21 protein-coding genes are annotated in these 21,064 nt (G+C 63.7%); 9 read left to right on the forward strand and 12 right to left on the reverse strand.

What is annotated here, in order from left to right:
- Window positions 1-264 precede the first annotated feature (264 nt).
- From NKH19_RS11435 to NKH19_RS11455, 5 genes are all read right to left on the reverse strand, one after another.
- The gene (locus NKH19_RS11435) at window positions 265-2,244 is read right to left on the reverse strand and encodes a glycoside hydrolase family 127 protein (protein WP_352870504.1); all 1,980 of its coding nucleotides are present in this window, start codon (window positions 2,242-2,244) and stop codon (window positions 265-267) included.
- Between the two features lie 22 nt (window positions 2,245-2,266).
- On the reverse strand, window positions 2,267-3,124 hold the full coding sequence (locus tag NKH19_RS11440; protein ID WP_352870505.1) for a carbohydrate ABC transporter permease: 858 nt from the start codon (window positions 3,122-3,124) through the stop codon (window positions 2,267-2,269).
- A complete protein-coding gene (locus tag NKH19_RS11445; protein WP_352870506.1) occupies window positions 3,124-4,047 on the reverse strand; it encodes a carbohydrate ABC transporter permease in 924 nt (307 codons plus the stop codon). The genes NKH19_RS11440 and NKH19_RS11445 overlap by 1 nt, the downstream gene beginning before the upstream one ends.
- A gap of 216 nt (window positions 4,048-4,263) precedes the next feature.
- Window positions 4,264-5,511 carry an ABC transporter substrate-binding protein gene (locus tag NKH19_RS11450; RefSeq protein WP_352870507.1) on the reverse strand — a complete coding sequence of 416 codons (1,248 nt, stop codon included), beginning with the start codon at window positions 5,509-5,511 and terminating at the stop codon, window positions 4,264-4,266.
- A gap of 63 nt (window positions 5,512-5,574) precedes the next feature.
- Complete coding sequence (locus NKH19_RS11455; RefSeq protein ID WP_352870508.1) at window positions 5,575-6,618, reverse strand: LacI family DNA-binding transcriptional regulator; 1,044 nt, start codon at window positions 6,616-6,618, stop codon at window positions 5,575-5,577.
- Window positions 6,619-6,986: 368 nt separating this feature from the next.
- Here NKH19_RS11455 and NKH19_RS11460 point away from each other — a divergent pair, with 368 nt between their 5' ends.
- The 3 genes from NKH19_RS11460 to NKH19_RS11470 all read left to right on the forward strand — a co-directional run bounded on the left by NKH19_RS11460 (window position 6,987) and on the right by NKH19_RS11470 (window position 8,630).
- Window positions 6,987-8,054: a diguanylate cyclase domain-containing protein gene (locus NKH19_RS11460; RefSeq protein ID WP_352870509.1), complete on the forward strand. Its 1,068-nt coding sequence runs from the start codon at window positions 6,987-6,989 to the stop codon at window positions 8,052-8,054.
- 172 nt (window positions 8,055-8,226) lie between these two features.
- Complete coding sequence (locus tag NKH19_RS11465) at window positions 8,227-8,433, forward strand: hypothetical protein (RefSeq protein ID WP_352870510.1); 207 nt, start codon at window positions 8,227-8,229, stop codon at window positions 8,431-8,433.
- 5 nt (window positions 8,434-8,438) lie between these two features.
- The gene (locus NKH19_RS11470) at window positions 8,439-8,630 is read left to right on the forward strand and encodes a hypothetical protein (RefSeq protein WP_352870511.1); all 192 of its coding nucleotides are present in this window, start codon (window positions 8,439-8,441) and stop codon (window positions 8,628-8,630) included.
- An 85-nt stretch (window positions 8,631-8,715) separates the two neighbouring features.
- Here the strand turns inward: NKH19_RS11470 and NKH19_RS11475 are convergent, their stop codons facing one another.
- Window positions 8,716-8,982, reverse strand: a complete 267-nt coding sequence (locus NKH19_RS11475) for a DUF1488 family protein (RefSeq protein ID WP_352870512.1) — start codon at window positions 8,980-8,982, stop codon at window positions 8,716-8,718.
- On the reverse strand, window positions 8,979-9,227 hold the full coding sequence (locus NKH19_RS11480; protein WP_023760015.1) for a hypothetical protein: 249 nt from the start codon (window positions 9,225-9,227) through the stop codon (window positions 8,979-8,981). Before NKH19_RS11480 ends, NKH19_RS11475 begins: the two co-directional genes overlap by 4 nt.
- A 250-nt stretch (window positions 9,228-9,477) precedes the next feature.
- On the opposite strand from NKH19_RS11480, the gene NKH19_RS11485 reads away from it, so the two are divergent.
- The 4 genes from NKH19_RS11485 to NKH19_RS11500 all read left to right on the forward strand — a co-directional run bounded on the left by NKH19_RS11485 (window position 9,478) and on the right by NKH19_RS11500 (window position 12,403).
- Window positions 9,478-9,792 (forward strand): co-chaperone GroES, encoded by a 315-nt coding sequence (locus tag NKH19_RS11485; protein ID WP_352870513.1) that lies wholly within the window; start codon window positions 9,478-9,480, stop codon window positions 9,790-9,792.
- A gap of 90 nt (window positions 9,793-9,882) precedes the next feature.
- Window positions 9,883-11,514, forward strand: coding sequence for a chaperonin GroEL (gene groL, locus NKH19_RS11490; protein ID WP_352870514.1), 1,632 nt, complete (start codon window positions 9,883-9,885; stop codon window positions 11,512-11,514).
- A 151-nt stretch (window positions 11,515-11,665) separates the two neighbouring features.
- Window positions 11,666-11,824, forward strand: coding sequence for a hypothetical protein (locus NKH19_RS11495; RefSeq protein WP_352870515.1), 159 nt, complete (start codon window positions 11,666-11,668; stop codon window positions 11,822-11,824).
- 264 nt (window positions 11,825-12,088) lie between these two features.
- Entirely contained in the window at window positions 12,089-12,403 is a 315-nt protein-coding gene (locus NKH19_RS11500; protein WP_352870516.1) for a GYD domain-containing protein, read from the forward strand.
- A 71-nt stretch (window positions 12,404-12,474) separates the two neighbouring features.
- Here the strand turns inward: NKH19_RS11500 and NKH19_RS11505 are convergent, their stop codons facing one another.
- A complete protein-coding gene (locus tag NKH19_RS11505) occupies window positions 12,475-15,864 on the reverse strand; it encodes an autotransporter outer membrane beta-barrel domain-containing protein (RefSeq protein ID WP_352982117.1) in 3,390 nt (1,129 codons plus the stop codon).
- A gap of 461 nt (window positions 15,865-16,325) precedes the next feature.
- Here NKH19_RS11505 and msrC point away from each other — a divergent pair, with 461 nt between their 5' ends.
- Entirely contained in the window at window positions 16,326-16,823 is a 498-nt protein-coding gene (msrC, locus tag NKH19_RS11510; RefSeq protein ID WP_352871408.1) for a free L-methionine (R)-S-oxide reductase MsrC, read from the forward strand.
- A gap of 29 nt (window positions 16,824-16,852) precedes the next feature.
- Here the strand turns inward: msrC and NKH19_RS11515 are convergent, their stop codons facing one another.
- Complete coding sequence (locus tag NKH19_RS11515; protein ID WP_352871409.1) at window positions 16,853-17,902, reverse strand: alpha/beta hydrolase family protein; 1,050 nt, start codon at window positions 17,900-17,902, stop codon at window positions 16,853-16,855.
- On the opposite strand from NKH19_RS11515, the gene NKH19_RS11520 reads away from it, so the two are divergent.
- Window positions 17,874-18,068 carry a hypothetical protein gene (locus NKH19_RS11520; RefSeq protein ID WP_352871410.1) on the forward strand — a complete coding sequence of 65 codons (195 nt, stop codon included), beginning with the start codon at window positions 17,874-17,876 and terminating at the stop codon, window positions 18,066-18,068. The genes NKH19_RS11515 and NKH19_RS11520 overlap by 29 nt on opposite strands.
- Window positions 18,069-18,100: 32 nt before the next feature.
- Here NKH19_RS11520 and NKH19_RS11525 read toward each other — a convergent pair whose 3' ends face one another.
- The 3 genes from NKH19_RS11525 to NKH19_RS11535 all read right to left on the reverse strand — a co-directional run bounded on the left by NKH19_RS11525 (window position 18,101) and on the right by NKH19_RS11535 (window position 20,804).
- Window positions 18,101-19,150, reverse strand: coding sequence for a helix-turn-helix domain-containing protein (locus NKH19_RS11525; protein ID WP_352871412.1), 1,050 nt, complete (start codon window positions 19,148-19,150; stop codon window positions 18,101-18,103).
- 106 nt (window positions 19,151-19,256) lie between these two features.
- Window positions 19,257-20,312: a YeiH family protein gene (locus NKH19_RS11530; RefSeq protein ID WP_352871413.1), complete on the reverse strand. Its 1,056-nt coding sequence runs from the start codon at window positions 20,310-20,312 to the stop codon at window positions 19,257-19,259.
- 105 nt (window positions 20,313-20,417) lie between these two features.
- Window positions 20,418-20,804 (reverse strand): ester cyclase, encoded by a 387-nt coding sequence (locus NKH19_RS11535; protein WP_352871414.1) that lies wholly within the window; start codon window positions 20,802-20,804, stop codon window positions 20,418-20,420.
- Window positions 20,805-21,064: the final 260 nt, after the last annotated feature.

Here is a 21,064-nt window from a genome sequence, read left to right on the forward strand (position 1 = left end):
GACATAATTTCCTGACAGGTTTTGGCGTTCGGTTTCCGGTCGTTTAGCGGACATACGACCGAGCCGGGCGTCCAGCACTCAAGGGGGCCGCTGACACCAGCAGAAACACCGCAAAAAGCACCAGGTGGTTCACGCTGGAAGCGCACTTCTACCTGTTGCTGCCGTTTTTGCTGATGGCGTCCAGGCGTTTCCGCCGGAAAGCGCGGAACCAATCGTGCCTGGGATTCGATCCGTTGTCGCCATCGCCGATACACCAAACATCGTTCACCCGTCCCTGAGCCAAACCAGCATTTCGCCGGGCTCGCGGTTGTCCCAGGCGAAGTAGGGAATGGCGGTCAGGCGCGTCGCTGTCGTGGCCGGCGGTTCGGGCCTGTAGAGCTCGCTTTGCCATCCGTCTGTGGCATCGGCTTGCGCGACAGCCGACAGCGTCACCACGCCGCCGAGAAGCTCCGGCCGATCCCGCGCTTCGAGGCTGGCCGTCCTCGGCAGCGTCAGCCGATGCAGTTGGCTGTCATTGTCGGTCGCCTCGACGCAGTAGATCAGCGGACCGCGCGACAGCGCGACGCGGCCGGCATCCTGGCGCACCCGCGGGTTGGCGTAGAGCCGCTCGATCGGCATTTCGAGATCGAGCCGCACCTGGTCGCCCTTTTTCCATGTCCGCCGGATCGCGGCGTAGCCGTCGCTGGTGACATCCGCCAGCTTGACCGCCTCACCATTGACCTTGAGCGCGGCGCCGGTGCTCCACGCCGGGATGCGCAAATGCAGCGTGAACTCAAGCGGCGACCGCGGCTCGAGCGTGAACTCGACGGCGCCGTCCCAGGGATAGCGGCTTGCCTGCGTCAGGCTCACCGGTGTGCCTGATATGTCGAAGCGGGCGGTCGAGTCGCCATAGAGATGGACGGCCAGCGCGTCGTCGGCCAGGCTGTAGAAATAGCTGCCGATCGAGGCGACCATGCGCCCGATATTGGGCGGACAGCATGGGCAGCGGTGCCATTTCCAGCGATTGTGGGCGCCTCGGCTTTCGAGCGGGTTCTCGTAGAAGAACAGCGAGCCGTCAAGCGACAGGCCCGAGATCGAGCCATTGTAGAGGGCGCGTTCCATCATGTCGGCGTAACGGGCGTTCGGCCCCATGCCGAGCATGCGGCTGGCCCAGAACACCAGTCCGACCGCGGCACAGGTCTCGGCATAGGCGCTTTCGTTGGGCAGGTCGTAGTCGCTGGTGAAACCTTCATTGTGAGCCGACGGCCCGAGCCCGCCGGTGATGTAGAGGCTCTTGGTGGTGAGATCGTCCCACAGACGGTCGAGTGCCACGCGCAAGCTGTCGTCGCCATATTCGGTGGCGATGTCGGCCATGCCCGAATAGAGGTACATCGCCCTGACCGCGTGGCCGACGACCTTGTCTTGCTCGCGCACTGGAATGTGCGACTGGCTGTATTCATAGGTCTTGAAATGATAGGCCTTCGGGTCGGCGCCACGGGCGCGCGCCTCCTCGTCGAAATAATGCGGCTGCTGGCCGCGCTGGTCGATGAAGTATTTGGCGAGGTCCATGTATTTCCGCTCGCCGGTCACCCGCGCCAGCTTGACCAGCGCCAGCTCGATCTCCTCGTGGCCGCAATAGCCCTTCTTCTTGCCGGGCTCGGGGCCAAGCACCGATGCGATATGGTCGGCATAGCGGCACATGATGTCGAGCAGCTTGCGTTTTCCCGTCGCCTGGTAATAGGCGACCGCGCCCTCGATCAGATGGCCGGCGCAATAGAGCTCATGGCAGTCGCGCAGATTGGTCCAGCGCTTGCCCGGCTGGATGCGCTGGTACCAGCTGGAGAGATAGCCGTCCTCTTGCTGCAGCTTGCCGTACATGTCGATGACGGCATCGATCTTCTTCTCCAGTTCGGGGTTCTTGCGCCGGTAGAGCGAATAGGCCGCGGTCTCGATCGTCTTGCCGAGATCGGAATCCCAGAACATCTGCGTGGTCACCGTCGATCCCGTGAATTCCGCGCCCTGGCGGTCGGCCTCGTCGGGCGAGGGCGAGTGGAAAGGAATGACGACGCCTGGCGAGGGCCGGTCCGGGTCGATCTGCTCCAGCATCCGGGCCTCGACGCAGCGGTCGTAGAGGATATCGGCGGTGCGCGTGGCCACCGCGTCGGCGCGGTCGCCCCAGAAGCCGTGCACGTCGACCTGCGGCACCGGCAGCGGGCGGAAGGCGAGCTTTGGTTTCCCGGTTTTTGCGGATGGCGATGCGGTCATGAACTTACTCCATTCGGTCGGTCTATTTCACGGCCCCGGCCATCAGGCCGCGGATGTAGAAGCGCTGCAGGACCAGGAACAGGATGAGGCAGGGCACCATCATCACGGTGACGCCCGCCTGCACCGCACCCCAGTCGATGGCGCCGAAGCGGCCCGACTGCAGTGCCGTCATCATCACCGGCAGCGTGAACTTGGACTGGTCGGTCATCAGCACCAGTGCTGCCAGGAATTCGTTCCAGGCGCCGAGGAAGGCAAACAGCGCGATGGTGACGACGCCCGGCCAAACCAGCGGCAGCATCACCTTCAAAAGCATGGTGACATTGCCGGCGCCGTCCATGCGGGCGGCTTCCTCGATCTCGCGCGGCACGGCGTCGAAGGCGTTGCGCATCATGAAGATCGAGAACGGCAGTTGCAGCGTCACATAGACGCCGACCAGGCCGGTCAGCGTGTTGTGCAGGCCAAGCTTGGTCAGCACCAGGAAGATGGGCGTCAGGATCGACTGGAACGGGATCATGATCGTCGACAGGATGAGGATGAAGAACAGGTCCTTGAACGGAAACCGAAACCGCGAAAAACCGTAACCGGCCAGCACGCTGACGGCGACCGACAGCAGCACGGTCATCACCGAGACGTAGATGCTGTTTTGCGCCGAGACCCAGAGCCCGTCGCCGAAGCTGTTGAGCGTGGCGTAATTCTCCAGCGAGAAGCCTGAGGTTGGCCAGGGCGGCAGCGGCGGCAGGCGTGCTTCGGCCGCCGGCTTGAACGCCGACAGCACCGCCCAGACGATCGGCGCCGCAAACAGCACCGAGGCGATGATGCCGGTCGAATGCTCGCCGATGCGAGCCAGGAGCCGGCGGTTGCGGGAAGCGGCCTGCGCCATCAGTCGAGCCCCTCCGGCTTGCGCAGCAGCCACAGCTGGACGAGGCTAAGCGCCACCAGGACGACGAGCAGCACCATCGAGAGCGCGGCACCATAGCCGAGCTTGAACGAGACGAAGGACTGGTTGAAGATCCAGTAGACCGCCGTCAGCGTCTGGTTGCGCGGGCCGCCGCGCAGGATGATGTAGAACTGGTCGAAGGCGAGGATCGAGCCGGCGACAGACAATATCAGCGCGAGCGCCAGCGTGCGGCGCATCAGCGGCAAAGTGATCGCCCGGAACCTGGCGAACGGCCCGGCGCCGTCGATGACGGCCGCCTCCTGCAGGTCCTGCGGGATCGATTGCAGGCCGGCCATCAGGATGATCATGGTGAAGCCGGCAACCTTCCAGACGACCATGGCGATGATCGACCAGAAGGCCGGCTGGAAGGTGGCCAGCAGGTTGAATTTCTTGTCGATCAGGCCGAGATCGTAGGCAGCCGGGCTGAACAGGCCGGAATCGACATTCAAGAGCCATGACCAAAGCAGGCTGGCCGAGGCGAAACCGACAACCGCCGGCATGAAGAACATGGTCCGGTAGAGATTGGTCAGCGGACGCGGCCGTTCGACGAACAGCGCCAGCGGAAACGCCACCACGAAGATCGCGATGGTGACGATCACGGTATAGTAGGCGGTGAAGCGCAGCGCATTCCAGAACCTTGTGTCGCGCAGAATGGCGACATAGTTGCCCAGGCCGATGTAGCTGTGCTCGCCCATGAGCGGCCAGTTGTGCAGCGACATCCATGCCGTCATGCCGAGCGGGATGAGGAAGAAGACGACGACCAGCGCGACAGCCGGCGCGACATAGAGCAGGCCGATCCACTGCCGGCGGCCGGCGAGTTTGCGGGCGCGGGGCGGGGCGGTGGTTGCTGCGGTGATGACGGTCATGGCTGCTCATCCGTTGGCACTGCGTCCCCCTCCCCCTCGAGGGGAGGGTCCGGCCGAAGGCCGGGGTGGGGTCTTCTGCGAAGCGCGCCGACATCAAGAAAAACGTCGAGCACTTCCGAGGCGACCCCACCCGGACCTGCGGTCCGACCTCCCCTCAAGGGGGAGGTGGGGCGGCCACCCGCCCAGGGAGACAGGCGGGCGGCCGGCAGACGCCGCTTATTTCTGCGGCGCCTGGTCGATGATCGACTGCATCGTCTCCTGCGCATTGGCGATCGCGCCGTCGACATCGTCGCCGAAGAAGACCTCGTTGATCATCTGCGTCCACGGCCCGTTGGCGGAGTTGATCAGGTCGTTGAACACCACCGAATAGGGCGTGCGGCCCTTGGCCATGGCCTCGGCGGCGATCTGGTAGCGCGGATCGAGATCCTTCAGCGCATCCTTCGCGATGTCGCCGCGCACCGGCAGGCTGCCGTATTTGGCGAGGATCGTCTGGCCCTCGAGCGAGTAGGCGAAATCGAGGAACTCCTTCACCACGGGCAGTTTCGTTGTGCCCTTGGTGACGACGAAATTGTCGCCGCCGGCAAAGGACGACCAGCCGCTATCCTTGCCCGGCAGGAAGGTGACGCCGTAGTCGATATCGGGATACTGGGTGTTGAGCGCGCCGATGGCGAAGGCGCCGGACGGCGAGATGCCGATATTGCCGGCGGCGAAGGCAGCAAAGAAGTTGGCGCCGGTATCGGTCTGCGCGCCTGCCGGCACCAGGTCCTTCTTGACCATCGAGCGGTAGAGATCGATGGCGCCGCGCAATTGTGGGCTGTCCAGCGTCGCCTTCGAGCCGTCCTCCGACAGGATGTCGCCGCCCGACGCCCAGATCAGCGGCGTGAAGGTGAAGATGTTGCAGCCGCCGCAATTGCCCGAGAAGTAGAAGCCCTTGATGTTGCCGCCGAGCGCGTTGACCTTCTCTGCGTCGGTCGCGATCTCGGCCCAGTTGGCCGGGCCTTTTTCAGGGTCGAGCCCGGCCTGCTTGAACAGTTTCTTGTTCCAGATCAGCACCGAGGCGTCGGCCGAGAAGGGCAGGCCGTAAATGTGATCCTTGTATGTGCCGGTCTTCACATGCGCCGGCGACAGGCTGGCGAAATAGGGCAGGGACTTGGCCCAGTCGGTGATGTCCTCCAGCTGGCCGGCGGCGGCGAAGGACGGCGTGTAGATCAGGTCGAGCGATAGCGCGTCGGGCGCCGTGCCGCCGGCGGCCGCGGCACCATATTTCGGGATGATCTCGGCATTGGGGATGATGTCCAGCTTGACCTGGTTGGTGTGCGCCTTGTTGTAGGCGTCGACGATCCTCGGCATGAAATTCGAGCCGTCGGCGCGCACCCAGATGTTGGCCGTCTCGGCGGCGGCAGTGCCGAGACCGCTACCCAGAACGGCAGCGGCCAGGGCCAGTTTGGCAATCAGGTTCCTCATGTTCTCCTCCTCCAGGTTTGGCCGCGCTCCGCGGCTTGGCGCCGATTGCGCGGCGCTTGGTTTTCAGCCATCCAGCGGATGACCGCATGACTGCCGCACCACCAGCCGGCACGGCAGTTTTCGAATGCCCGGCGCGGCGGGCTTGCCGCCGACCAGCGAAAGCAGGGTCAATCCGGCTTCGCGCCCGAGTGCGACGAGATTCATGTCGACGGAGGTCAGCGGCGGGCGCGTCGCCTCGGCCACGATCTCCCAATTGTCGAAACCGATGACGCCGACATCGCCCGGAACGCTCAGGCCTCGCTCGCGCAAGGCATCGATGACGCCGCGCGCGATCTGGTCGTTGCCGCAGAAGAGGGCGTCCGGCTTTTCTTTCCCGCCGTCGAACAGGTGCGCCACCGCCTCGTGACCCCAGGCTTCCGACCAGGAACCGAGCAGCGGCTCGGTGACCGGCAGGCCGTTTTCGATGAGCACGTCGCGGTAAGCCCGCGCCCTGGCGTGCACCACGGCAAAACTCGCCGGGCCGGTGACATGGGCGATGCGCTTCCAGCCCAGCCGGCACAAATGCTCGACCGCCAGCCGGGCGCCGTCGGAATCGTCGGAAACAAAGGCGATGGCGTCTGGATCGGGCTGCGTGAAGGCATAGATCACCGGGACGCGCAGATTGGAGAGGTCGACAGGCAAATGGCGATCAATGCGCTTGCCGGTGGCGATGATGCCGTCGACGCGCTTGTCGAGCATGGCGTCGACATGCATCTGGCCCAGCCGCGGATCCTCCTCGACATTGCACAGGAACACCGAGACGCCATTGTCGACCAGCGCGTCCGAAATGCCCGACATCAGTGGCAGCGAGAAGCGGCCATAGGTGTCGTTGGTGAGCAGGCCGACGGTGAAGCTGCGCCGCCGGAGCAGGCTCTGCGCCAGGCTGTTGGGCCGGAAGCCGAGACGCCGGGCCGTCTCGCGAATGCGCTCGCGCGTCTCGCCGGTCATTCGTCCCTGGTCGTTGAGCGCCTTCGAGGCGGTGGCGACGCTGACGCCGGCTTCAGCCGCCACGTCACGCAGGGTGACTGGCTTGGAAAAGACCGGAACAGGCAGATCGTCCGATGCCATCGCGCCGAGAATCCTTAAGCTGGGAAAAGGTTTTCTCTTAAGGCCCGAAAAAGACCCGGCACATGGCCAAGCCTGATCGGAACTGTTTGGAAAAACCTTTTCTCAAGTCAAGGCTAGGCCAGATCGGGAGGTCGTTCAAGGGGAAAAGTGGTTTGGGTCAGGGCAATCGCGTCAGGTTCTGGCATTTGCCCCATCGCCCGAACGCCCGGCAGGCGGGTGAGGGGCGGCGCCAACTTCAACGATTGATGGGCTCGTCCAAAATTGTCGGCGGATACGCAGTCCGGTTCCGGCGAAGCAGCCCATCATCAGCGAAGTGTTAATCGCTTGCGCGCCATGGTGGTCTCCCGCCAAGACAGCAGAGCCTCGCCATGTCCGATACGCCCTACAGTCCGAAAGGCCCGGCGCGGGCCGCGCAGCCCGGCAGGCGCGCGGGGCACGACAGTTCCGACGAACGACACCGCGCCGTCGCCACCATCGCTCGGCTCAAGGCGGAGCTCGCCGCGCAGGCGGCACTGATCGCCAGGCAGGAGCTCTCGTTGGCGCACAGCCGCAAGATCTTCGACCGCGCCTCGGTCGCAGCGCGCCTCGGCGTGTGGGAATGCAGCCTGCCCGACGAGCAGCTGGCATGGACCGACGTGGTCTATGACCTGTTCGACCTGCCGCGTGGCGCAGTGCTCGATCGCTCGGAGATCATCAAATGCTACCCGGCGGAGTCGCGCAAGGCGCTGGAGACGATGCGCGGCCGCGCGATCGCCGAGCGCAGCGGTTTCAATCTCGATGCCGAGATCACCACTTTCGCCGGCCGCAGCCGCTGGATCCGCATCACCGCGACCGTCGAGTGCGAGGCGGGCGTTCCCGTGCGCATCTTCGGCATGAAGCAGGACATCACCGAGGAGAAGATCCTGTCGGACCGGATGCGCTATCTCGCCGAATATGACGTCATGACCGGGCTGGCCAACCGCTGCCGCTTCCAGGCGCGGCTGGCGCATGCAGACGAGGGCCGCCCGCTCGGCGCGCTGCTCCTGGTCGATCTCGACGGCTTCAAGGCCGTCAACGATACGTTCGGCCACGTCGTCGGCGACGAGTGCCTGAAGGAGGCGGCGAAGCGGCTTGCCGCCGGCTGCGGCGAGGCCGATCTGGTGGCGCGCGTCGGCGGCGACGAGTTCGCGGTGCTGCTTGGACCGCATCTCGACCGCGGTGCTGTCTCCAGCCTGGCGCGTCGCATCATCGAGGCGATGGGCAAGCCGGTCGCGGCCTGCGGCCAATCGCTCGGGCTCGGCGCCTCGGTCGGCATCGCCTTCATCGAAGCAGGCGCGTCCGGCGATCTGTTCACGCAGGCCGACACCGCGCTCTATGCCGCCAAGGCGGCAGGGCGCAACACGTTCCGCATCTTCAAGGTCGAGGCCGGCGTGAGAGGCCGCAGCGCCGCGGCCTGAGGGCTGGCGGTTGTTGCCGTACAGCTTCGCCGACCGGGCCTGCGCCTCTTCCACCGATGCAGTCGTTGGCGCCTATTTTTCACTTGGCATGCACAGCGCTCGCGAAAAGAGTGCTATGGAAGGGGCGTGAGCATCCTTTGCTCCGCTCTTCCCGACATTCGAGGTCATTTTCGTGCGTGAACCGTCGCTGCTGCCTGTCTTTGGAAAACTTGGCCTCAAGGCTCCTGTCGCCTTCGCGGCGGCGCCGGCCCGGCCGGCGGGTGTCGTGCCGCGCCTGCGGGAGCTTCTGGCCGCGCATGGCGGCATGGTGCTGAAACTGTCGGTCATTGCCTGGACGGTGCTGATCCTGGGCGCCGTGTTTTTCATGATGCAGGGCTGATCGGGATGGCCAACCGCTACACGCTGCGCATGGAGCTTCCCCAGAGCTGGAGCATCATCGACGTCTTCACCGGCCAGCCTGCCGTTGTCCGGCAAAAGGTGATGGTCGGAATGGGCCCGCGTGAGGCCGAGGACATGGTCATGCAGATGAATGTCCGCGACGTCAAACGCCGCGAGCGGGCCGAGCGCAAGCCCTGATCCGTAGCGGCCATTGCGTCAGGACAGCATTTCGCCGCCGCAAGAAGCCCGCCGCACCTCAAATCGAGGATTCCCGTGAGGCTGATCAGCCGAAATCGGCCGCCGTCAGCACATACATGCTCTTGTGGGTGCGGCCGTAGGCCTTCGATGCCACCTCGCGGATGGTGTTGCTCTCGGTGTCGAATGTGGCGAGGTAGCCGGCTTCATCGGCCGCGGCTCCCGGCCGCATCTTGGCCATGGCGTCGGCGGCGACGGAGAAGGAGATCTGGAACATGCCGTCATGTCCGACGAAACGGATACGCTGGCCGGCCTCGTCATAGCTGCGGCTGCGGTTGGGGAAGGTGAGACTCATGTCTTGGCCTCCGTGGCTTTCTTGGTCACCCGCTTCTTCTTCGGCGTCGGATTGAGGGCCTCGGCGACGCGGTCGGCCTCTTCCTTGGCCAGCCGCAACTCCCTCAGCCTTGCCGTCTTGATCTCCCGCGCCCTCGCTTCGGACATGTATTCGGCGGTTGCCTTGTTTTTCTCCGCTGTCTTTTTCTGCTTGTCGACAAAGCGGGCTTCGGCTTTTTCCATGATCGTCTGATTGCCTTCGGCCATCGAAGAAATCTCCCTTGTACCTGAAATCGTGAAAGTGAACTCGTCCGATAAATAGGCACTCGATCGGCAAAATTCAATCTTTTGAATTATTTGACACTCTGCGGATATCACGAAACCAGCTGCCGAAATAATACTTTTGAATATTTAATTTCGGGTGCGAATAATTTTTGGCACTCCTATCTATCGAGTGCCAATGCGTTTATAGAAAGGGGGCGTGGCCGCCTGTGCCGGCCCCAGAAAGAAAGTTCCCATGAAATTTCGGCCACTCCACGACCGCGTCGTCATTCGTCGCGCCGAAGGCGATATCAAATCCAAAGGCGGTATCATCATCCCCGACAATGCCAAGGAAAAGCCGCAGGAAGGCGAAGTCATCGCCGTTGGACCTGGCGCACGCGATGAAAATGGCGCGCTTGTTCCGCTCGACGTCAAGGCCGGCGACTTCATCCTGTTCGGCAAATGGTCGGGCACCGAGGTCAAGATCGACGGCGAGGACCTTCTGATCATGAAGGAAGCCGACATCATGGGCGTCATCGAGAAGGCCGTCGAGGCCAAGAAGGCCGCCTGACTGGAGCGCCATGCATCCTTCGGGGTGCGCTCCGAGCATTGATCATGGAGGGCAGGGCTCTGCCGTTCTCAACCGAACTGGATAAAAATTATGTCTGCCAAGGAAATCAAATTCTCCACCGATGCGCGCGACCGCATGCTGCGCGGCGTCGAAATCCTCACCAATGCGGTGAAGGTCACGCTCGGCCCCAAGGGGCGCAACGTCATCATCGACAAGGCCTATGGCGCGCCGCGCATCACCAAGGACGGCGTCACCGTCGCCAAGGAAATCGAGCTTGCCGACAAGTTCGAGAACATGGGCGCGCAGATGGTGCGCGAAGTGGCCTCGAAGACCAACGACCTGGCCGGTGACGGCACCACCACCGCCACGGTGCTGGCCGCCTCGATCCTGCGCGAAGGCGCCAAGCTGGTCGCCGCCGGCATGAACCCGATGGACCTCAAGCGCGGCATCGACCAGGCGGTTTCCGCCGTGGTCAAGGAAATCCAGGCGCGCGCCAAGAAGGTCAAGTCGTCGGCCGAGATCGCACAGGTCGGCACCATCGCCGCCAATGGCGATGCCAGCGTCGGCGAGATGATCGCCAAGGCGATGGACAAGGTCGGCAATGACGGCGTCATCACCGTCGAGGAAGCCAAGACCGCCGACACCGAGCTCGACGTCGTCGAAGGCATGCAGTTCGACCGTGGTTATCTCTCGCCCTATTTCGTCACCAATGCCGACAAGATGCGCGTCGAGCTGGAAGAGCCCTACATTCTCATCCACGAGAAGAAGCTCGGCAATCTGCAGGCGATGCTGCCGATCCTCGAAGCGGTGGTGCAGAGCGGCAGGCCGCTGCTGATCATCTCCGAGGACGTCGAAGGCGAGGCTCTCGCCACGCTGGTCGTCAACAAATTGCGTGGCGGCCTCAAGGTCGCGGCCGTCAAGGCGCCGGGCTTCGGTGATCGCCGCAAGGCGATGCTGGAAGATATCGCCGTGCTGACATCGGGCCAGATGATCTCCGAGGACCTCGGCATCAAGCTCGAAAACGTCACCATCGAAATGCTCGGCCGTGCCAAGCGCGTGCTGATCGAGAAGGACACCACCACGATCATCGACGGCGCCGGCACCAAGGCGACCATCCAGGCGCGCGTCGCCCAGATCAAGGGCCAGATCGAGGAGACGACCTCCGACTACGACAAGGAAAAGCTGCAGGAGCGGCTGGCCAAGCTCTCCGGCGGCGTTGCCGTCATCCGCGTCGGCGGCGCCACCGAGTCGGAAGTCAAGGAAAAGAAGGACCGCATCGACGACGCGCTGAACGCAACGCGCGCCGCGGTTGAAGAAGGCATCGTGCCTGGCGGAGGCGTGGCGCTGCTGCGTGCCAGGTCGGCACTGGCCGGCTTGAATGGCGCCAACGCCGATGTCACCGCGGGCATCTCGATCGTGCTTCGGGCGCTCGAAGCGCCGATCCGCCAGATCGCCGAGAATTCCGGCGTCGAAGGCTCGATCGTCGTCGGCAAGCTCACCGACAGCAAGGACCACAATCAGGGCTTCGACGCCCAGAACGAGGTCTATGTCGACATGATCAAGGCAGGCATCGTCGATCCGGCGAAAGTGGTGCGCACCGCGCTGCAGGATGCCGGCTCGATCGCGGCCCTTCTGATCACCGCCGAAGCGATGATCACCGACATTCCGCCGAAAGAAGCTGCCCCGGCAGGCGGTGGCGGCGGCGGCATGGGCGGCTACTAAAGATTCAGTCGGCCTGCGAAGGTGGCTTCATAAAAGCCACCTTTCAGACCTGACCTGAATCAGCCACCCCGGCTCTTCAATGGAGCCTGGATAGCTACCGCCGGGGGTGTTTTCTCCCGGCGTGCAGGCCTCTAGCCCAGGAGACGGATCCATGATCACGTTCGTGCGGAAGCCAGAGACGGTCGTCACGACCGAAAAAACCGAGGAAAGCCGCTTCGACCGCATCCGCAGGATTGCCGCCGACAAGCACAAGAAATCTGATTCCAACACGGCGACGCCATCAAAGAGCGAGCCCAAACGCCCGATGTGAAGCTGCGGCGCCGCCGCCACTTTCCGGCCCGAGCTCGATGCCATTGGCTGAGCCGAGATCCAGCCGATCACCTCCGCAATCCCGGTGGCTGCTATCGGCCTGTCTAGTATTGTCATTATATTAGCTAAGGCGCATATTTCACGGGCAGCGGGCCCTCGGCCGCCAACGCGTCCAAGGGCGCCTGCGTTCGTTACCGAAAAAATCACTCCGTGCCGCTCGAATTATGGAGCAGCCACGAGACAGTGACATTTGGAGGAAATACCCATGAAAGTGACTATTTTAGCAAACTATGCGCCTCATGCCGCCAAAGGATTGATGCAAGGCTCGGACAGGCAAGCCGCGGTCAAGGCGCTTTTTGAAAGCGTTGGCGGCAAGGTGACCAGCATGATGTTCACGCGCGGCATCTATGACGTCGTCGTCAATGGCGAGGTGCCGGACCAGTCAGCCGGGATTGGCATGTCCCTCGCGGTGCGAGCGAGCGGCTCGCTGACCGACATGGTCGTACTGGAAGAGCTCGACATGAAGGCAGTGCTCGCGGCCGCCAACAAGGCCGCCGGCGCGTACAAACCCGCCGGCTGATGGACTTGCCTTCTTGATCAAGGCAGCACGGTTCGATGGACGTGCCGTGCTGTCGGACAGGGCAGCATCACTCACCACTTGACGCGGAAGCCCAGCGAGCCGGTCAGCGCGTGACTATCACCGAAGTCTTCCAGGCCCGTTCGGGCGACGGCTTCGCCAAACACCGAGAACCTGTCGTCGGCCCAGTTGATGGTGCCGCCGATGCCGATGCCGCCCCAGAGCTGCTCGTTGCGGCTCGAAAGGCTGCTGCCGGCGAGGTCGACCGACGAGCCATCGCCGAAGTCGTAATAGAGGTTGGCGATGCCGTAGAGGTTCATGTGGCCGGCGCGGCCCGTGCGGTCCTGCCACTGCGTCTGGTGGTCGAGCGAGAGGCCGAGGCGGCCGAGCAGGCTGTCGTTGGATCCGGGGGTAACCCTTGCGCCGAAGGTATCGGTGAAGGCATCCATGTCGACGGAGGACCAGGCCAATTGAGCTTGTGGCGTCAGCGACCAGCTCGGGTCGAGCATGATGCGCCTGCCCGCTTCGACGCCGAGCGCGTAGCCGACGCTGTTGTTGCCGTCGGCGAGCCGCTGTCCGGCGGTCGCCGAGTCGAGATTGCTGTCGTACCAGATCACCTGTGCTTGGCCGTCGAGGTAGAAGCCCTCCGCGCCGTACCAGGTCAGCGAGCCGGAAACGCCGGTGCCGGTCGTATCGATCGACCCGCTGCCGAACACCGACGACACATCGGCGGACACCGTGCCATACTGGAAGGCAACGCCGCCGATGAGCCGACCGGCCGCGCTGTCGGACAAAAGCATGTCGGCGCCGGTCTGCAGCCTCCAGGTCGAGGTGTCGTAAGTCGTTGCGGTGGCGGAGCTTTGCGGATCGTAGGAGCCGCTGGTGCCTTCGATCCTGCCCCACAACCCTATGCCGGCCTCCGCCTTCACATCATCGGAGACCCCGTCGGCGCCTTGCGCTTCGATGGTCCGTGAGCGGTTGCCGAGCCGCTGCTGCAATGTGCTCAGTTGGTTGAAGCTCTGCAATGTACCGGCATAGGCCTCGTAGAGTGGCGCGCCGGCCTGATAGAGCGGAGTTCCGGGTCCGCCACCATCGATCAGCGCGGAGCGCAAATACCAGTCGCCGTCGGTTGGTGTGCTCGTGCCGCCCTGGTAGAGCCTGTAGGCATAGGCGCCGCCGACGACCGCCTTGTCGCCTTCGAAGGTGTAGTCGCCCTTGAGCGCGAAGGTTCCGTTCGAAACGCCGCCGACATCGACGATCTTGATGCCTTCGAGCGTTTGGTCTCCCGCGCCGCCGAAATTGGCGACCTGGAGCGTACCCGTCCCCGATGTGCCGCCTGCGACAACCAGCATGTCGGTCACCGAACCGTCGGCACCGAGCGCGGTGTTGAGGACGACGGTGCCGCCATCGCCGACATAATCGCCGCTGATGGTCAGCGTATTGCCGAGACCTCCGCCGGCGATGCGCACCGTTCCGGCGTTGGTCAAACCGGCAAGTGTCTGGGAGGTGCCGGCAAGGTCAAGCGTGGCGCCAGAGGCGACGGAGAACTGCGAGGAGGAACTGAACGCCTTGGCCGCGCCCGCGGCGAGCGTGCCGCCGCTGACCGACGTGGCGCCGGTAAATGCCGAGTTGTCCGAGGCGAGCACCAGCGTGCCTTGGCCATCCTTGACGAAAGTGCCGGCGCCCGAGAACACGCCGGCATAGCTGGCATTGGCCGTCTGGTCGAAGGTCAAGGAGCCGCCCGCGCCGATCGAGACATCGCCGCCGAAGCGCTCGGCCGCCGAGACGAGGCCACCCTGGTCGATGGTCCAATCGAGCAGCGAGGTGCCTGCAAGCGTCAGCGTGCCGACGCCGTCCTTCACCATCGCGCCTGTGCCGGAGATATCGCCGGCAAAGCTGGCGTCCGCCGTCTGGTCGAACACGACAGTGCCGGCATTGCCGATGTCGCCACGGATCGAAGCCGCATTGCCGACCAGCGTGCCGGCGGTGATCGAGGTGCCGCCAGTGTAGGTGTTGGCGCCCGTCAAAACCAGCGTGCCGTCGCCGGCTTTCGTGAGAACGCCTGCGCCGGAGATGACATTGCTCAGCGTGAGGATCGTGCCGGGATCGGTCAGGAACGTTCCGCTGCCGGTCAGCGTGACGGTCCTGGCACTGGTGATGTTGGTGGTGGTTTGCAGCGTGCCGCCATTGAAGGTCAAGCCGCCGCTCGAATTACCCAGATTGCTGTCGCTCGATATTTGTAGGATGCCGCCGCTCAGCGTCCACGGCGTGATGGCGGCCGTCGTCCCTGTCAGCGTCCAGGTGCTGTTCCCTGTCTTCTCGTAAAACCCGAACCCGTCGTATTTGGCGCCAGCGCCGATCTGGGACACAGCGAAACTGGTGCTGGTATCGCCGCCCAGCTTGAAAGTGTCGGCGGAGCTGAAGGCAACGACATTGCCCGTGATGGTCGAGCCGGCCTGAATCTCCAGCGAATTGACTCCGCCGGTGAACTCGATGGCTTTGCCGGCTATCGGTGTTCCGCCGCCTGCACCGACGGCGCCGCCGCTGATCGTGCCCGCATTGATGATGGCGATGTTGGCGCCCTTGATCCCCGCGCCGCCATCACCGGCTGTCCCGCCCTGACCACCAGTCCCGCCAATGATCGTCGCCCCTGACGCATTGATGATGGTTCCGCCCGACAGCAACAGAACACCGGCTCCGCCGTCGCCACCGCCGCCCGTGATGGTTCTTCCGCCTGTTCCCCCAAGCAGATTTCCGCTGTTCTCTATCGTTCCGCCACCGGTCAGGACGATGGCAGCACCGCCACCGCCACCGCCGCCCTGCGAGGTGCCGCGGCCGCCAACGCCGCCCCTGACGCTGCCGCCGGCTTCGACGATTACATTGGCTGACGAAAACATACCGACGCCACCACCTCCGCCACCGCCATTGGAGTTAGTGCCCCCAACGCCGCCGGTGCCACCTGTCACCGATCCGCCGCTGGTGACGATACTGTCCGCCGTGGCACTGACGCCGACACCGCCACCGCCACCGCCACCGCCCCTGGCGGTACCGCCCACGCCAGCGGCACCAGCACCGCCGGTCCCACCGCTGACGCTGGTGGAGATAGTCCCACTTGTGGAAATGACCTGGCCCGTAGCACCGGTCGCACCGGGAACGCCGTTTGGGTCGCCAAATGTCGTCGAGGTTCCTCCCGATCCTCCTGGAGCGCCGTTGCCCGTTGTGAGGTCAACGCCGCCGCCGCCGCCACCGGCGGTCGCGCCATTGGCGGCATTCTGACCTGTGGCACTTGCGGGCGCGCCGTCAACGCCTCCCTGTCCAGCACCTGCGCCGCTGCCATTGCCGCCATCAGCCCAAGCGGGCGCGGCGCTCAGCGCAAGGGCGACAGTAAGGATCGTAATGACAGAAGCGCTGGAACGGAGCGATACGGCCGGCTTGCGGCCGGAACGGATATGCGTGGCGAACATCGGTATGGCCCCTAATATCCGAGGCCGCCGCCCCGACTCATTTTTCTGATTTTTTACGACGCAGAACTTCGCCCCGCAATAGACCTATATTCGGGAGGACTACCAAATCGCTAATGTTGGCAAGGAAAGGCAAGCCTGTGATGTTTGCGCGACAGAATATTTTAAATTAGCTTCTGCTTGTTAAATGGAAGTTCTGTTAAATGACGTGGATCCGCTCGTCGGCTGCAACGTCGGGTATCAGTGACCGTCGCAAGGTTCGCCGTGAATACGGTGGCCGGTGCCGCGCGATGCTGCTGAAGGCAGGGGGCGGCACACGAGCCCGGACTATCAGTTGAATGCGCTTCTGCTGGCTTTGACCGGGATTCACGCTAGGTTGTTCCGGTGGTCGTTGGGCGCGGGGCTTGCCGGACTTTGGCAAGCGACCTGTGCGAAGCCGCGATCCTCGATACGGAGACAAGTTCATGTTTACGGCCAAGGCCATCGACACCTCGGACAAGGCCGCGTTCTACCGCGACCTCGCCACCCAACTGAAGGCGCTGCTCGAGGGCGAGCGCGATTCGATCGCCAATGCCGCCAACACCGCCGCGCTGATCTTCCAGATGGTGCCGGACCTCAACTGGGCGGGGTTCTATTTCCTGCAATCGGACGAGGAAATGGTGCTCGGGCCGTTCCAGGGCAAGCCGGCTTGCGTGCGCATCGCCGTCGGCAAGGGCGTGTGCGGAACGGCGGTCGAGCTCGGCACCTCGATGCTGATCAAGGACGTGCATGATTTTCCCGGCCACATCGCCTGCGACGCCGACTCGCGTTCGGAACTGGTGGTGGTGCTCGAGGACGATCAGGGCGTCTTCGGCGTGCTCGACCTCGACAGCCCGCTGCCGGCCCGCTTCGACAAGGCCGACCAGGCCGGCATCGAGACGCTGGCGGCGATCTACGTGGCGGCGAGTTCTTTCGAGGACTGAAGCGCGGCCTGACTGCAAGGCGGCCGAACCTACGGCCCAGCCTTCAGCGCGCGGTTGAAGGCCGCTGACACCATATCGATCAGCTGCGTGTGGATCTCACCGCGCGATCGTCCTGCACCATCATCGCACACCGGGTCGCCTATCTCTTCGGATACGATGATGCCGGAGGCGCCGGGTTTGCATTCACCGAACATGCTGTAGTGGCTTGCATCCTCGATCGTCGCATAGCTCGCCTTTGAAATTGCTTTTGCGATCCCGGATGCGTCGGCAGTCGCGGGGATCTTGCCAGGCCGGCCAAGGTTGACGATGTCGACCGGAATGTTGATGCCGGCAAAGCTTTTGGTGTCAAAGACATCGGAGGGGGCGGGATCAATTGCCATGGCGAAGCGAATGCGCCCGTCCCTGTTGTCACGGCCGGCGGGCCGCAAATCCATGGCGTGGAGATCGACTCCGCTTTGCCTGACCCATTCGCAAAGCGAAGCGTTGAGCAGGTCCGTATCGCAATAGGACGCGAGCAATTTCGGGTCGACGCGCGCACCGGCTATCGCGAGCGCGGTGTTGCCGCCCATGGAAAGACCGATGACGCCCACTTTGCCTTGCTCGAGATGCGCTGAGAAGAAGGCGTTCTTCTCCGTTGCGGTCAGGGTTGCCGTGAGATCGGCGGGCCGCAACCAGAGTTTCATCGTCTCGGCGGCGGAATTGTTTTTCCCCGTATTTCCCGGATGTGTGGGAGCGGCGACGACGAATCCCTGCCTGGCCAAGGGCGTCGCGATCCAACTCAGGGCTTGCGGGTTCCCCGCCAGACCGGCGCCGTGCGAAAGCAGGATGAGCGGAAATTTTCCGCCAGCGATCGGCGCGTCGCGCATGGCCGAAGTCCCGACGAAAAGCGCGGTGTCGCCTGATATAACCATCTCACCGCCCGGTTGCGCCGGATACCAGACCGTCACATCGAGATCGATGCCGCGCTCCTTGGATGGGGCGGGAAGCTGACGAACGCCGACAATGTCGCCGGCGTCGGCCGCGTGTTGCATCAGCGCCGTGGAAACAGCGATGGCACAGAGCGTGATCCAGAATTTCATTGAAATCTCCGTTGTCGAACACGGGCTTTGGCTGGCGAGCCCGGAGGCTCAGCGTCCGGGCAAGTGGCGGTCATGTTCGATTGCTGTGTTGACGCCCCGATATCAGCGGATCGGTGCGAAGCCCGCGACCTCGATCGCGTTCGAGGACGTGCTTTATCGCGATTGAGCACCGTTCAGTGCGGAATGGCGCTTCCTGGTTCAGCCACTCACGGCGCTCGCGAGCGCGGGCGATTGCGCGCTCCGGTCGCGCCAGGCGAGCGGCGTCATGTCGGTGACGCGGCGGAATTCGCGGTGGAAGTTCGACTTGGTCTGGAATCCGACCGCAAGCATGATTTCCGTCACCGACTGATCGGTCTCGCTCAACAGCCGGCAAGCCTCGGTGACGCGGTACTCATTGACATATTGCGACACGTTCCTGGCCGTGGCCCTGTTGATCGCGGCCGAAATCTGCCGTGCCGGAATTGCGGCACGCCGGGCAAGGCGGTTGAGGTTGAGATTGGCGTCGCGATAGAGCTTTTTCTCCTGCATCAGTTCGTTGACCCTGGCGATCGTCTCGGCATCTTTGCCGGCATCGGATGGGGACGAAGCCTCGGCGAACTCGGCGGCATTGATCGGCACATGGCTTTGGCTGGCAGCCGCCGCCGCCACGCCGACAAAGATGAGGATGAAAAGATTGGCGACACCGATCACGGTCGCCGCGCGAGCGCTTTGCCCGTACGCAACCTCGAAGGACACCAGCATGTCGACCATTCCCGACAGGCACAGCGTCACGGCCGCGGCAACGATGGCCCGATAGGCCGGGACCGCCCCGTCGAAAGGGGCAAGACGCAGGCCGTCGGCGCCGGAGCGAAGCAGCCAGAGAATGGCGGCGGCGTAGATGAACTCGATTGATATCAGCGCCACGTCGACCACATCGCGCCAGAAGAGGACCAGCACGAGGACGAGGGCGGCTGGCGTTGCGTGAAGCACCAAAAGGGCCGGCCATCGGCGGTCGCTGGTGCGGATGAGCTTCGAGACGCCGACGTAGAGCAGCGACGGCATGATCGCGGCAGATACGGGCGCGACATAGCCGACTTCGCCGACGCCATAGCCCCACCGCAGTCCGGTGAACACCGATTGCAGCGCGGCTAGCAGGATCAGGCCAAGAAACGGCAGGTTCGGTGCCGACTCATCCTCGCGCCTGGCGACCACCCAAAGCAGGATGAACAGCAACAGGGCGACGACGAAGGGCAAGGGAACAAACGGCATGGATCGGTTGGGGCTCGTATGCTGATACGCAGTGGAGCCTAGCCGATGTGGTTTTGATTCCCAAACGCGCTTGCGCGGACCGGGCCTTTGGCTCCCGGAATTATGCTCATGCGAACTTCACCAGCATCAGGCTGAAGCAGCCGATGAACAGGAAGGCCGAGAAGGCGAGCGCCAGCGGGCGCAGGCCGCGTGAGCGCAGCCGCGAAATGTCTGCCTGCAGGCCCATGGCGGCCAGCCCCATGGTCAGCATGATGGTGGTGGCGAGCGCCATTGCCGACTTCACCTCGGCCGGCACGGTGACCAGGCTGTTCAGCGCCACGACGGCGACGAAGGCGGCGACGAACCACGGCATGGGCGGCCGCGCTGCCGACTGACCGCTGCTTTTGCGGCGGGCCATCAGGCCGAGCGCGATGACCATCGGCGCCAGCATGGCGACGCGGGTCAGCTTGGCGACGGTGGCGATCTCGCCGGACTGGGTGCCGTTCTGGAAGCCGGCGCCGATGACTTGCGCTACCTCATGGATGGAGGCGCCCGCCCACAGGCCGAAAGCGTGCTGGTCGAGGCCGAGCATCGGCGCCATGAGCGGGAAGCCGAGCATGGCGACGGTGCCGAACAAAGTGATCGAGGCGACGGCATAGGTGACGTCCTCGTCGCGCGCATCGGTGACGATGTTGGTGGCGACGATGGCCGAGGCGCCGCAGATCGAGGTGCCGGCGGCGATCAGCCGCGCCAGCTTGGCGTCGACGCCGATCAGCCGGCCGAGCGTGATGGTGAAGACGAAGGTGGCACCGAGCGTGGCAGCGACGATGCCGACGCCGCCGGCGCCGATCGACACCACCTGGCCAAGCGTCAGCTGGAAGCCGAGCAGCACGATGGCGAAGCGCAGGAGCCGGCGCTGCGAAAACGCGATGCCGGCCTTGGCGTGGGCAGGCGTGCCGAGCACGTTGGAATAGATCATCCCGGCGACGACGGCTGTTATCATCGGGCTGAACAAAGCGAAGCCCGAGACATTGCGGGCCGAGAAGGCGACGGCTGTAATCATCGCGACCAAGACGATTCCGGGGACGACGCCATTCCAGTCGAGGGATTTTCGTCCTTGGGCGAGCTCGGCGGAAATCAGGCTATTCGGAATATCGTTCGTGATGTGGGTAAAGGAAGACAATGTAATGCTCCGGGTGGGTATGCCGGAGGAATGCCATTCCAGAACCAATCTTTCCAACGAATTATTTTCGTTAGAACGATCGATTTTTACGAACGATAGCTTTGACTAAAGCTGCGCTTCGATGGCCGCCTTGTCGATCACCGACCAGACGTGCCTTATCCTGTCATCCAGAAATTCATAGAAGACGTTCTCGCTGAACGAGACTTTCCTGCCGTTGACGGGCAGGCCGAGGAAGTTTCCGATCGGCGTGCAGTTGAATTGGAGCCGGCTGGCTATGAAGGGCGTATCCGAGATCAGCAGTTGGATGTCGAAATAGAGGTCCGGAATTTCCCGGAAATCCCGCTCCAGCATCTCTTGGTAACCCGCCAGCCCGACCCGGTCGCCATTATAGTGTACCTCGTCATGGACGAAGCGATGCAGCCGCGCCCAATCCTGATTGTTGAGGCAAGCGATGTAGCCGCGATAGGCGTCGGCGAGGTCGGTGTCGGTCACGGCATTGCTCCGGTGCTGGCGTCCTTGGAAAGGTCTCGGTCGAGCAGGAAGATAGAACGACGGCGGATTCAATCCAGATGGATTGCGCTGCTGGTGCCACGGGGGGCCGACTCCTAAAGCGCGTCGCGTTCGCATGGATTCATGCGACGGGTCTTTTCCAGGCATGGAGCCCACCATAGGTCGAGCACGCGCTCTACGACCGCGTCGCCATCCCGGCCAATTCCTTCGCCAGGATGGTGGTGTTCGCCATGAGCCAGCCT

It is taken from the genome of Mesorhizobium sp. M1338 (genome assembly GCF_040318045.1).
Classification (GTDB): domain Bacteria; phylum Pseudomonadota; class Alphaproteobacteria; order Rhizobiales; family Rhizobiaceae; genus Mesorhizobium.